The 13,309-nt window shown below is 51.5% G+C and carries 9 protein-coding genes and 4 pseudogenes; 5 read left to right on the forward strand and 8 right to left on the reverse strand.

Annotation, left to right across the window (positions count from 1 at the left end; all coding sequences use genetic code 11):
* Positions 1–59: 59 nt before the first annotated feature.
* Both A7090_RS12715 and A7090_RS12720 read left to right on the forward strand, forming a co-directional pair.
* Positions 60–212, forward strand: a pseudogene (locus A7090_RS12715) (DUF3592 domain-containing protein); the annotation flags it as partial.
* Positions 188–403: pseudogene (locus A7090_RS12720) on the forward strand (hypothetical protein); the annotation flags it as partial. The pseudogenes A7090_RS12715 and A7090_RS12720, both read left to right, overlap by 25 nt.
* A 187-nt stretch (positions 404–590) precedes the next feature.
* Here A7090_RS12720 and cobB read toward each other — a convergent pair.
* The 5 genes and pseudogenes from cobB to lolC form a co-directional block, all read right to left on the reverse strand.
* Positions 591–1,412, reverse strand: a complete 822-nt coding sequence (gene cobB / locus A7090_RS12725; protein ID WP_105274296.1) for a Sir2 family NAD+-dependent deacetylase — start codon at positions 1,410–1,412, stop codon at positions 591–593.
* Between the two features lie 14 nt (positions 1,413–1,426).
* Positions 1,427–2,339 (reverse strand): annotated as a pseudogene (nagK, locus tag A7090_RS12730) (N-acetylglucosamine kinase).
* 28 nt (positions 2,340–2,367) lie between these two features.
* On the reverse strand, positions 2,368–3,612 hold the full coding sequence (gene lolE, locus A7090_RS12735) for a lipoprotein-releasing ABC transporter permease subunit LolE (protein ID WP_105274297.1): 1,245 nt from the start codon (positions 3,610–3,612) through the stop codon (positions 2,368–2,370).
* On the reverse strand, positions 3,612–4,313 hold the full coding sequence (gene lolD, locus A7090_RS12740; protein ID WP_001033695.1) for a lipoprotein-releasing ABC transporter ATP-binding protein LolD: 702 nt from the start codon (positions 4,311–4,313) through the stop codon (positions 3,612–3,614). Before lolD ends, lolE begins: the two co-directional genes overlap by 1 nt.
* Positions 4,306–5,505, reverse strand: a complete 1,200-nt coding sequence (gene lolC / locus A7090_RS12745; protein WP_105274298.1) for a lipoprotein-releasing ABC transporter permease subunit LolC — start codon at positions 5,503–5,505, stop codon at positions 4,306–4,308. The genes lolD and lolC overlap by 8 nt, the downstream gene beginning before the upstream one ends.
* A gap of 289 nt (positions 5,506–5,794) precedes the next feature.
* On the opposite strand from lolC, the gene mfd reads away from it, so the two are divergent.
* Together mfd and ldtC are read left to right on the forward strand one after the other, a co-directional pair.
* Positions 5,795–9,241, forward strand: a complete 3,447-nt coding sequence (gene mfd, locus A7090_RS12750) for a transcription-repair coupling factor (RefSeq protein ID WP_105274299.1) — start codon at positions 5,795–5,797, stop codon at positions 9,239–9,241.
* A 92-nt stretch (positions 9,242–9,333) separates the two neighbouring features.
* Positions 9,334–9,783, forward strand: a pseudogene (ldtC, locus tag A7090_RS12755) (L,D-transpeptidase LdtC); the annotation flags it as partial.
* Positions 9,784–9,865: 82 nt separating this feature from the next.
* On the opposite strand, the gene bhsA reads toward ldtC, so the two are convergent.
* Complete coding sequence (gene bhsA, locus A7090_RS12760) at positions 9,866–10,123, reverse strand: multiple stress resistance protein BhsA (protein WP_105274300.1); 258 nt, start codon at positions 10,121–10,123, stop codon at positions 9,866–9,868.
* Positions 10,124–10,363: 240 nt separating this feature from the next.
* Between bhsA and comR the strand changes: the two genes are divergently transcribed.
* On the forward strand, positions 10,364–10,996 hold the full coding sequence (gene comR / locus A7090_RS12765) for a TetR family copper-responsive transcriptional repressor ComR (RefSeq protein ID WP_105274338.1): 633 nt from the start codon (positions 10,364–10,366) through the stop codon (positions 10,994–10,996).
* Positions 10,997–11,058: 62 nt separating this feature from the next.
* Here the strand turns inward: comR and A7090_RS12770 are convergent, their stop codons facing one another.
* The gene (locus tag A7090_RS12770) at positions 11,059–11,598 is read right to left on the reverse strand and encodes a glycine zipper 2TM domain-containing protein (RefSeq protein WP_105274301.1); all 540 of its coding nucleotides are present in this window, start codon (positions 11,596–11,598) and stop codon (positions 11,059–11,061) included.
* A gap of 226 nt (positions 11,599–11,824) precedes the next feature.
* On the reverse strand, positions 11,825–13,129 hold the full coding sequence (ndh, locus tag A7090_RS12775; RefSeq protein ID WP_105274302.1) for an NADH-quinone dehydrogenase: 1,305 nt from the start codon (positions 13,127–13,129) through the stop codon (positions 11,825–11,827).
* Between the last annotated feature and the right edge of the window lie 180 nt (positions 13,130–13,309).

The following is a 13,309-nucleotide window of genomic DNA, read 5'->3' on the forward strand; positions in this document are numbered from 1 at the left end:
CCTGGAAAGTTGATCTGAGCTCTCAGTAAATATCAATACGGTTCTGACGAGCCGCTTACGTTCATACCGAAGGAATCATTGTTGATTCTGTCTGGCATTCCAGTCATTCCTCCCGAGTCGGTAGAGATGGTTCGTGGTATCCCGTCGTCGCCTTTCGCCCTACGCCAGAGTACCAGATGCTGAAGAGATCGCGCGTAAAGCCGAGCTTTTTCGCCAACAAACCGGAGTTGCACCGTTTATTGTAGTTTTACCCGACATTAATAATGAAGCCAGTCTCAGGCAAAATGGCAAAGCGATGCTGGCGCATGCATCATCTTCAATGAGCGATGTAAAAGGAAGTGTTCTGTTACTTTTTACCACCCGCGAGCCACGGTTAATTATGATAACTAACGGCCAGGTTGATAGGTGTCTGTACATTTATTGCCGCGTTGCTATGGACGAGTAAGCGGTAAACGAGGCAGTAAAGTTCGCGTGCATTATGCCGGATGCGGCGTAAACGCTTTATCCGGCCTACAACATCGTGCAAATGCAATAAATTGCGTTTCCTCGTAGGCCTGATAAGCGTAGCGCATCAGGAAATTTTTCCCGCTTTATAACCCCTTCAGCAACTTTTCAACAAACTCTGGCACTACCTGGCTTGCCGGGCCGTAATATTTCTCGGCAAATTCATTACCGACCTGACTCGGTTCAAGATTTAGCTCAACCGTGTGCGCACCATGCAATTTCGCTTCATGGACAAACCCAGCCGCCGGATAAACATGCCCGGAAGTACCAATAGCAATGAAAATATCGGCCATCGATAACGCCATATAAATTTCATCCATGCCGAGTGGCATTTCGCCAAACCACACTACATGCGGGCGCAAAGGTGCCGGGAACTGGCAACAATGACATTTATCGTCTGGCGTCACGTCTCCAGTCCAGTCGAGGACCTGACCGCTTTGCGAACAACGTACTTTCAGCAGTTCCCCATGCATATGAATCACATTGGTATTACCTGCGCGTTCATGCAGGTTGTCAATATTCTGCGTCACCAGCAAAAAGCGATCGCCGAGAGTATCTTGCAGTTTAGCCAGCGCAAGATGCGCGGCGTTAGGCTGAATGTCTGGCTGCTGCAACTGTTGACGACGGGCGTTATAAAACGCTTGCACCAGTTCAGGATCGCGATCGAAACCTTCCGGCGTTGCCACATCTTCAACACGATGTTCTTCCCACAGGCCATCTGCGGCGCGAAAGGTACGAATACCTGATTCCGCAGAAATCCCCGCTCCTGTCAGTACGAGCACTCTTGGTTTTTCCATTGCTTCCGGCACCACTTTATCTCTGAAAAAAATACGCTGACGCAAACGCTCGCGCTGGCGGCGTTTATTTTTACGAAAACGACTTAACCGATGACCCCGACGCGACAGCATAGCAACCTCTGTTGTTAATCGGTTAGATGTAGGAAGGCCGCACCACGCATTCCTCCCGCATCACCGTGGCGCGCGCGTTCAACGCGCGGAACACGAGCTACAGGTAAAAGATGACGAGAAAGCCTACCCACCAGTTGCGTTGTGAGCGTCGGGAAATTCGATAACCCCCCCCCCAATAACCACCAGGTCAGGGTCAACAATGGTCAGGATATTTCCCAGACAAACCGCTAATAAATCCAGGTAACGCTCAACGTGCGCCCTTGCCTGCTCATCGCCTTGATCATAAAGCGCAATAATTTCGGGAGCCTGCAACGGTTGATGATAATAGTGTTGATACAGCCACGCAAAACCGCGACCAGACAGATAATTTTCAATGCAGCCATGCTGACCACAGCCGCAGCGGCGTAACGGGAAATCCAGCCCCATCATGGTTAACGCATCGACCGGCAAACGCATATGGCCAAACTCGCCGGTAATGTAGCTTTTACCGGTAATTGGTTTACCGTTGAAAATCAGTCCACCGCCAACGCCAGTGCCGAGAATCAACCCCATCACCAATGGATATTGAGTAAATTCATCATCCCAGGCTTCAGAAAGGGCAAAACAGTTGGCATCGTTATCAAGGCGTACATCGCGATCAAGACGTGCGCTCAGGTCGGCACGTAGCGGTTTACCGCTGGCGGCGGGAACATTAGCGGCATAAAGTGTGCCATCTTCTGTTTCCGGCATTCCAGGAATACCGATGCCGACAGAACCTTTACAACCAAAACGCTGGTCAGCTTCGGCCACCAGATCACACACTGCATCTAAAAATGCGTCATAGCTGTCACTCGGTGTCGGCACCCGCTTTTCCCACTGTAGCTGCCGACCGCTATCAAACACACCTAGCGCAATTTTCGTTCCACCAATATCAAACCCGTAATACATTGCCGCTCCTTGTTTTAATGTACTGCCTTTACTGGCCGCTAAGGACTCTCGCAGGGTCAATATTACTGGCGCGCCGCGCAGGATACCAACTTGCCAAAAGACTCAGCAACAATGCTGTGACCAGTACGTAGAAGACGTCCAGCCAGTGCAATTCCGATGGCAGGAAATCAATAAAATAGATATCGCTGGAGAGGAACTGATGGCCGATCAACTTTTCAATCCACTCAATAATCGGGGTAAGTTGCAGTGAAACCACTACGCCGATAATCACACCACACAGGCTGCCGAACAGCCCTGCCAACAATCCATACCAGACAAAGATGGCGCGAATTAAGCCATCTTTCGCCCCCAGCGTTCTTAATACTGCGATATCGCCACTCTTGTCTTTCACCGCCATCACTAAGGTGGAGACGATGTTGAAACAGGCCACGCCAATCACCAGTACCATCGCCAGATACATAATGGCACGGATCATCTGGATATCGCGATACATATAGCCGTAAGTACCAATCCAGCTTTTAATATAAACATAGCTGTTGGTCACTTCACCCGCATCGCGTACCAGCTTATTGGCGTTGAAAACATCCGTCATTTTAAGGGCAATACCTGACACGCTGGAACCCATATCAAGATATTGCTGAGCATCTGCCAGCGGGATCATGGCAAAACTGTGATCGAGTTGGCCACTCAACTGCAAAATACCGGCAATGTGCAAACGCACACGTTTTGGCTGCATCAGTTTATGCTCGGGATTCGAGTTGGGGATCATAATCGACACCCAATCCCCCTGCTTCACTTTCAGCGCATCTGCCACACCTTTGCCGATAATAATCTGCTGCTCACCCGCTTTAAAATTGCGCCAGGCATCCCTCTGGACAAATGAGGGTAATGCGCTCAGACGCTGCTCCTGTTGCGGGTTAACGCCCTTAACCTGAATTGCGCGCAGATTCGCGCCACTTTCCACCAGTCCGGTGAAATTAATATACGGCGCAGCTGCGGCAATACCCGGCACTTTTTGCACGTTATCCAATGCTTCCTGCCAGTTAGTCCACGGCTGATCCACCGCCTCAATTTCGCCATGCGGTACCACCGCCAGAATACGATTGTTCAGTTCGCGTTCAAAGCCGTTCATCGCGCTTAAACCGACGATCAATACCGCCACGCCGAGGGCAATGCCGATGGTAGAAATGACGGAGATCAACGACACCATGCCGCCACGTCGCCGTCCGCGGCTAAAACGCAGGCCAATTAATAACGATAAAGGCATCGCCATTACTCTGCCCCCATCAGGCTCAATTCTGCCGTCAAACGACCATCGCGCATTTCTAACTGGCGGCTCATGCGTTTCGCCAGTTGCAGGTCGTGAGTCACCACCAAAAAGGCGGTGCCCTGCAAGCGATTCAACTCCCCAAGCAACTGGAAGATGCTGTCGGCGTTACGCGCATCAAGGTTACCGGTAGGTTCATCTGCCAGTACCAGACGCGGGTTATTGACCAGCGCACGGGCAATCGCCACACGCTGGCGTTCGCCACCAGAAAGCTCTGACGGGCGGTGGTTCGCTCGATGCTCCAGCCCCACCGCTTTTAGCATTTCCAACGCTCGGCTGTTGATTTCAGCGGGCTTTTTCTTGCCAATCAGCAGCGGCATGGCGACGTTTTCCAGCGCGGTGAAATCCGGCAGCAGATGGTGAAACTGATAAATAAAGCCCAGCTTCTGGTTGCGCAGTTCTGCTTTCGCCGCCGAAGACAGTTTGCTCATAGGCTGACCGTTAAAGATCACATCGCCGGAGGTTGGCGTATCTAGCCCGCCCAGCAGGTGCAGCAAGGTGCTTTTACCAGAACCAGAGCTACCGACAATCGCCATCATTTCACCTTCGCCCACGCTGAAACTGACATTGTGCAGCACATCGGTTTGCACACTGCCTTCCTGATAGCGTTTGCACAGGTTGTCGCATTGCAACAGGATCTTATTCATAACGTAAAGCCTCAGCGGGTTGAGTGGCGGCAGCGCGCCATGAAGGGTAAAGCGTAGAGAGCAGCGCGATAGCCATCGCCACCAGCGCAATAACAATGACCTGTAAAGGTTCGATAGCGACCGGCAGTGCCGCACCATCAAGCAGGACGCCGATTATCGGCATCAGATTATTCAACTGGCTGGCAAGCAGTGCGCCAAACGACGCTCCGAGGATTGCACCGATAATCCCGGCGCTGGCCCCTTGTACCATAAAGACCATCATGATTTGTCGCGGAGTTAAGCCTTGCGTTTGCAAAATCGCTACTTCGCCCTGCTTCTCCATCACCATCAGCCCCAGCGACGTAATAATGTTAAACGCCGCAACGGCGACAATCAGGCTCAGCAGTAAGCCCATCATATTTTTTTCCATGCGTACGGCCTGGAACAACTCGCCTTTACGGTCACGCCAGTCCTGCCATTTGCTGCCTTCAGGCAGTTTTTGCTGGCTTAAAGAATCCACTTTCAGCGGCTCATCCAGCCACAAACGCCAGCCGGTAATATTGCCTGCCGGATAACGCATCAGACGCGAGGCATCCTCAATATTCACCAGCATTTCATAGCCATCGACTTCACTGTTAGCGGCAAAAGTACCAATCACATTGAACAGGCGCTGACTTGGAATACGACCCATCGGCGTGAACTGGCTGGCAGATGGCACCATCACGCGGATTTGATCACCGCGATTGACGCCCAACTGTGAGGCAAGTTGTTCGCCGAGGATGACATTATATTTACCCGGCTCGAGGTCAGCTTGTTTCACATTGACCAGATACGGCGTTAGTGGATCTTTTTGTGCCGGGTCGATACCCAGCATCACCCCGACCGCCACGCTGCGTGCGCTTTGCAGTACAACATCACCGGTAGTGACAGGTGCGATGCGGTTAACGCCATCCAGTTTGACTGCCGTTTCCGGGAGTTGCTGCGGGTTAAGAGAGCCATGCTCAGAAGAGAGAATTGCCTGTGGCATCAGGCCAAGGATGTTGTTTTGCAGCTCGCGCTCAAAGCCGTTCATCACTGACAATACAGTGACCAGCGCCATCACCCCGAGGGTAATGCCGATGGTAGAAAGCCAGGAGACGAAACGACCGAAGCGATCCGCTGCACGCCCACGCATGTAACGCAGGCCAATAAATAGAGCGACAGGTTGGTACATGAAATCCGTCTGGTTGCTGTAGCAAAGACACGAGTATATAAGCGAAAGCAAGATGGGTAAACGTCTGAACGGTAAGTGATCGTCAGGGCTAATGTGAAAAGCCCCCGTAAATCAATCGGCTAAAGTACCTTGTTGTTTAATGTTTCACTGCTATTGTCGATTGTGGTGCTCATGAAACTGTTTTATCAATTTGCTAAACCATGTCGATTACGGATAATGAACAACATTGCTTATCAGAGATATGCCCCACTATGTTGCGGCATACCCTAACGAGAATCTGACAACCGTTATGCCTGAACAATATCGTTATACGCTGCCCGTCAAAGCGGGTGAGCAGCGTCTGCTGGGCGAGTTAACCGGCGCTGCCTGTGCGACGCTGGTGGCAGAAATTGCCGAACGTCACGCCGGACCGGTGGTGCTTATTGCACCAGATATGCAAAATGCCCTGCGTTTGCATGATGAAATCAGCCAGTTCACCGACCAGATGGTAATGAATCTGGCTGACTGGGAAACCCTCCCTTACGACAGTTTTTCGCCTCATCAGGACATTATCTCTTCGCGTCTTTCCACCCTTTATCAGCTACCAACGATGCAGCGCGGCGTACTGATTGTTCCGGTGAATACGCTTATGCAACGCGTTTGCCCACACAGTTTTCTCCACGGTCATGCGCTGGTGATGAAAAAAGGTCAGCGCCTGTCACGAGATGCATTGCGAACCCAACTGGACAGCGCCGGTTATCGCCATGTTGATCAGGTGATGGAACACGGCGAATACGCCACGCGCGGCGCGTTGCTGGATCTTTTCCCGATGGGCAACGACTTGCCCTATCGTCTTGATTTCTTTGATGATGAAATCGATAGCCTGCGCGTATTTGACGTTGATAGCCAGCGTACGCTGGAAGAAGTAGAAGCGATCAATCTGCTACCCGCACACGAATTCCCCACCGATAAAGCGGCGATTGAGCTGTTCCGCAGTCAGTGGCGCGATACCTTCGAAGTAAAACGCGATCCGGAACATATTTACCAGCAAGTGAGTAAAGGCACATTGCCTGCCGGGATCGAGTACTGGCAGCCGCTATTCTTCAGCGAACCGCTGCCGCCGCTGTTCAGTTATTTCCCTGCCAATACATTGCTGGTGAATACTGGCGATCTGGAAAACAGTGCCGAACGTTTCCAGGCAGATACGCTGGCGCGTTTTGAGAATCGCGGCGTCGACCCGATGCGCCCACTACTGCCACCACAATCGCTTTGGCTGCGGGTGGAGGAGCTCTTCTCAGAGCTGAAAAACTGGCCTCGCGTGCAGTTAAAAACAGAACATTTACCGACAAAAGCAGCGAATATCAATTTAGGTTTTCAGACGCTGCCAGATCTGGCCATTCAGGCACAACAAAAATCGCCGCTGGACGCGCTGCGCAAGTTCCTCGAGTCTTTCGACGGCCCGGTGGTGTTCTCGGTAGAAAGTGAAGGTCGCCGTGAAGCGCTGGGTGAACTGCTCGCGCGAATTAAAATTTCCCCGCAACGTATTATGCGTCTCGATGAGGCCAGCGAACGCGGGCGTTATCTGATGATTGGCGCAGCAGAGCATGGTTTTGTCGATACTGTACGTAATCTGGCGCTGATTTGTGAAAGCGATCTGCTCGGTGAACGCGTTGCCCGTCGTCGTCAGGACTCACGGCGCGCCATCAACCCCGATACGCTGATCCGTAATCTTGCGGAGCTGCATATTGGTCAGCCGGTGGTCCATCTGGAGCACGGCGTCGGGCGCTATGCAGGAATGACCACGCTGGAAGCGGGCGGCATTACCGGCGAGTATTTGATGCTCACCTATGCCAACGACGCCAAATTGTATGTTCCGGTATCGTCACTGCATCTGATTAGCCGTTACGCGGGAGGTGCAGAAGAAAATGCCCCGCTGCATAAACTTGGCGGCGATGCATGGTCACGCGCGCGGCAAAAAGCGGCAGAAAAAGTGCGTGATGTGGCGGCTGAATTGCTGGATATCTACGCGCAACGCGCAGCCAAAGAGGGCTTCGCGTTTAAACACGATCGCGAGCAGTATCAATTGTTCTGTGACAGTTTCCCGTTTGAAACCACGCCGGATCAGGCGCAGGCCATTAACGCAGTACTTAGCGATATGTGCCAGCCGCTGGCAATGGATCGTCTGGTGTGCGGCGATGTTGGCTTTGGTAAAACAGAAGTGGCGATGCGCGCCGCTTTCCTGGCAGTAGATAACCACAAGCAGGTGGCGGTGCTGGTGCCTACCACCCTTCTCGCGCAGCAGCATTACGACAACTTCCGTGACCGTTTCGCCAACTGGCCGGTACGTATCGAAATGATCTCCCGTTTCCGCAGCGCCAAAGAGCAGACGCAAATCCTTGCGGAAGTGGCGGAAGGGAAAATCGATATTCTGATCGGTACGCACAAACTGCTGCAAAATGACGTCAAGTTTAAAGATTTAGGCTTGCTGATTGTCGATGAAGAACACCGCTTCGGGGTGCGTCATAAAGAGCGCATTAAAGCGATGCGGGCGAACGTGGATATTCTGACGCTTACCGCTACGCCGATCCCACGTACGCTGAATATGGCGATGAGCGGAATGCGCGATCTGTCGATTATTGCCACACCGCCCGCCCGTCGTCTGGCGGTCAAAACCTTTGTCCGTGAGTATGACAGTCAGGTGGTCCGGGAGGCGATTCTGCGTGAAATTTTGCGCGGGGGTCAGGTTTATTATCTCTACAATGATGTGGAAAACATCCAGAAAGCCGCCGACCGGCTGGCAGAACTGGTGCCAGAAGCGCGGATTGCCATCGGTCACGGGCAGATGCGTGAGCGTGAGCTGGAACGGGTGATGAATGATTTCCATCATCAACGTTTCAACGTGCTGGTTTGTACCACCATTATCGAAACCGGGATCGACATCCCTACCGCCAACACCATTATCATTGAACGCGCGGATCACTTCGGTTTGGCGCAGCTTCACCAGTTGCGCGGTCGCGTCGGACGTTCGCATCATCAGGCATATGCATGGTTGCTGACGCCGCATCCAAAAGCGATGACGACCGATGCGCAAAAACGTCTTGAAGCAATTGCTTCGCTGGAAGATCTCGGTGCAGGTTTTGCGCTGGCAACGCACGATCTGGAGATCCGCGGTGCCGGTGAACTGCTTGGCGAAGAACAAAGCGGGTCGATGGAAACCATCGGTTTCTCGCTGTATATGGAGTTGCTGGAAAACGCCGTCGATGCGCTGAAAGCCGGACGCGAGCCGTCGCTGGAAGATCTCACCAGCCAGCAAACAGAAGTCGAGCTGCGGATGCCGTCGCTATTGCCAGATGATTTCATCCCTGACGTGAATACGCGTTTGTCGTTCTATAAACGAATTGCCAGCGCCAAAACGGAAAACGAACTGGAAGAGATCAAAGTCGAGCTTATCGATCGCTTCGGCCTGTTGCCAGATCCGGCGCGTACCCTGCTGGATATTGCCCGTCTGCGCCAGCAAGCGCAGAAACTGGGGATCAGGAAGCTGGAAGGTAATGAGAAAGGCGGCGTGATCGAATTTGCCGAGAAAAATCACGTGAATCCAGCCTGGCTGATTGGGTTGCTGCAAAAACAGCCGCAGCATTACCGCCTTGATGGCCCGACGCGCCTGAAGTTTATTCAGGATTTGAGCGAGCGGAAAGCACGTATCGAATGGGTTCGCCAGTTTATGCGTGAACTGGAAGAGAACGCGATCGCTTAATGGTTAGATCGGGGGCGTTTCTGCGCCCCCATCTGCAACATTTACAAATCTTTTGCACTTCCCTGCACTATCCGACACAGTCACCATCCATGCTTCCGGCTGTAGTTCCCGCAGGACCAGATAACCCGATGGGCCATCATGCGATTCGCCTGGCGGCCTATGGCGGCGTTTATTTGCTTCACGGTACGAACGCCGATTTCGGCATTGGCATGCGGGTAAGTTCTGGCTGTATTCGTCTGCGTGATGACGATATCAAAACACTATTCAGCCAGGTCACGCCAGGTACTAAAGTGAATATCATCAACACCCCGATTAAAGTCTCTGCCGAACCAAATGGTGCACGTCTGGTTGAAGTGCATCAGCCGCTGTCCGAAAAGATTGATGACGACCCGCAGCTGCTACCCATTACGCTAAACAGTGCAATGCAATCATTTAAAGATGCCGCGCAAACTGACGCTGAAGTGATGCAGCATGTAATGGATGTGCGTTCCGGGATGCCGGTGGATGTCCACCGCCATCAAGTAAACCCACCAACTCTGTAAATTCCGGATAAAAAAATCCCCGCGACACAGCATGTCGCGGGGAAAAAAATCAGCAGTAGCAGGCACTAATGAGGGTTAATGCTTATTTATAAATTACTGCTGTTCCATGGAGGGTATTCGGACCGGTTACAGAAGTAATACGGAAAGATTTTGCGCCCATCTCATCCGCTTTTTGCGCCAGCTGCTCTTCCAGAGATCCCAGATTTGTCCCCGCGTTAGCACTGATAGTACCTACTTTTTGTTGCCCTTCTGGCGTTGACTGAACTTCGACAGCCGCAAAGCTGGCAAATGACATGGAGCTTAAAATCGCCGCAACGATGAGGGTTTTTACGTTTTTCATAATAGTGGCCTTATGCAGATGAATGACGTCGCAAGCAATTACTTAACGATCGATAACTAAATGATAGATGTGATCTGCGTCACATACAAGATGTTTTTTATAACAATCATTAATTAATTTAAAAATCTTTAAATTTCAGTTAAATAGAAAGCAATTATTTTTATGGGCTCTGGACTGGTGAACGGAGGTGATTATTTTTATAATAACCTTTCATTCACAGTCACCAGGTACAACGGCATCATGGCAACTGACTCAACACAATGTGTAAAAAAAAGCCGTGGCCGCCCAAAAGTGTTCGACAGGGACACCGCGCTTGATAAGGCCATGAAATTGTTCTGGCAGCACGGTTATGAAGCGACTTCTCTTGCGGACCTCGTCGAAGCGACCGGAGCCAAAGCGCCCACGCTATACGCAGAATTTACCAACAAAGAGGGGTTATTCCGCGCCGTACTCGACCGCTATATTGATCGCTTTGCTGCTAAACATGAAGCACAGCTGTTTTGTGAAGAGAAAAGCGTGGAGTCTGCTCTGGCTGACTATTTCGCTGCCATCGCCAGCTGCTTTACCAGCAAAGACACCCCGGCTGGCTGCTTTATGATCAACAACTGCACCACGCTCTCCCCGGATTCAGGAGATATCGCCAATACGTTGAAATCACGCCACGCGATGCAAGAGCGCACTTTGCAGCAGTTTTTATGTCAACGACAGGCGCGCGGGGAAATTCCGGCCCACTGTAACGTGACGCATCTGGCTGAATTCCTTAATTGTATTATTCAGGGGATGTCGATCAGTGCACGCGAAGGTGCATCGCTGGAAAAACTGATGCAGATTGCCCGAACTGCTTTGCGTTTATGGCCCGAACTGATGAAATAAAACACAAAAAAAAGCCCCTCAGCCTGAGCGAATGAGGGGCTAAATTGCAGAATACAGCCTTGTTATACTTTGTTATTCAAAATCAGTTGCCCATTACTATCTAACGGGATTTGCGTACCCGGATCGCGGTCCATGCGGATTTTGCCCTGTTGATCGCCAATCTTATAGGTCACATCATAACCGAGCATTTTTTCTGACTTGTCATACACCGTTTTACAACGCTGTTGCGTGGTAGTGTAAGTATCGCCTTCCTGAAGAGAGCCCTGGATCTGGTTACCGGCATATCCCCCCCCCAGCGCCCCCACAACAGTGGCGACATCTTTACCGCGACCACCACCAAACTGATGCCCTATCACGCCGCCAGCAACAGCGCCGAGCACCGACCCGGTAATACGATTTTCATCCTGCACCGGTCGACGATGGGTCACTGTGACGTTGCGACACTCCTGACGCGGTGTTTTAACCGTTTCTTTGATTGGGGTTGCAGACACAACCTGAGCGTATTGCGGGCCACGTTCAAACACGTTCAGACTGGCCACTGCGGCTACGCCCAGCGCAGCCGCGACACCAATCCCGATACCCGCCAACATTGATTTATTCACGGGAACACCTCCTTCTTTGCAATTATGCCAATCATGCAAGCGAAGGAGAAAAGCAGCTATCAGACAGAAGATGAAAAGCGCGGGAAGAACAGGAAAAACTGAGGGATTCAGAAGAATCTGAAGGGATGCCTGATGCGACGCTTAACGCATCTTATCAGGCCTATCGATCGCACTGTTCCCCAAGGGCGGATAAAGCGTTTACGCCACATCCGCCAGTGTACGTCGATTAATGCAACTTCAAACGCGGACGAATAACGCGGTTAATACTCCCCACCAGCATCATTAATCCGGTTTTAAAGTAACCATGTAGCGCAATCTGATGCATTCGGTACAGCGAGATATACACAAAGCGCGCAATACGCCCTTCAATCATCATTGATCCACGAGTCAGATTACCCATCAGACTACCGACTGTTGAGAAGTTCGACAGCGATACCAGCGAACCGTGATCTTTATACTGATAATTTTTCAGCGGATTACCGTTCATCTGCGCCAGAATGTTGTTCATTGCACAGGTCGCCATCTGGTGTGCGGCCTGTGCACGCGGTGGAACAAAGCCCCCTTCCGGACGCGGGCATGACGCGCAGTCGCCAATAGCGTAAATGTCTGGATCGCGCGTGGTTTGCAGCGTCGGTTCCACCACCAGCTGGTTGATACGGTTGGTTTCGAGACCACCAATATCTTTCAGGAAGTCTGGCGCTTTGATCCCTGCGGCCCACACCATCAGATCAGCCTCAATATATTCGCCATCTTTCGTGTGCAGGCCGCCTTTATCTGCACTGGTGACCATGGTTTGCGTCAGCACGCGAACGCCCAGTTTCGTTAACTCATTATGGGCCGCAGCAGAGATACGTGGCGGCAATGCAGGCAAAATTCGTTCGCCCGCTTCTACCAGCGTTACGTTCAGGGCTTCGTTGGTCAGGCCTTTATAACCGTAGCTGTGCAGTTGCTTGACGGCATTGTGCAATTCAGCGGAGAGTTCGACACCCGTCGCGCCGCCGCCGACAATCGCAATGTTCACTTTGCCATTCGCGCCCAGGTTGGCAGAGTATTTCAGGAACAGATTCAGCATCTCCTGGTGGAAGCGACGCGCCTGGTGCGGGTTATCGAGGAAAATGCAGTTCTCTTTAACGCCTGCCGTATTGAAATCGTTAGAGGTGCTACCCAACGCCATTACCAGAGTGTCATAGGCGATTTTACGTTCCGGAACCAGCAGTTCACCTTTCTCGTCGCGTAGCTCTGCAATAGTGATTGTTTTCGCTTCACGATCAATATCAATTACGGACCCCAGCTGGAACTGGAAACCATGATTGCGCGCATGAGCCAGATAGCTCAACGCATCGACGCCTTCATCAAGCGAGCCAGTCGCCACTTCGTGCAGCAGCGGTTTCCACAGGTGGCTGTGGTTACGGTCTACCAGCGTAATTTTGGCTTTTTTCTTGCGTCCCAGCTTATGCCCCAGCTGTGTCGCCATTTCCAGTCCACCAGCACCGCCGCCGACAATCACAATTTTTTTCAATGGCGTAGTCAACGTGACCCCCTTAAATTTATTAACCAATTGTTAATTAATAGTTATCATCATAGCTCTTAATTAACAACAGGTTACAGCAATGAAAATGTTCTTCGTTATTGAGAATAACATGAATGGTGCATTGGTCATACCAAAATTGATGCTAATCAAGTTTTGTTGCTGAAAAGATAGGCTGTTTTA

Source organism: Escherichia sp. MOD1-EC7003 (assembly GCF_002965065.1).
GTDB lineage: Bacteria > Pseudomonadota > Gammaproteobacteria > Enterobacterales > Enterobacteriaceae > Escherichia.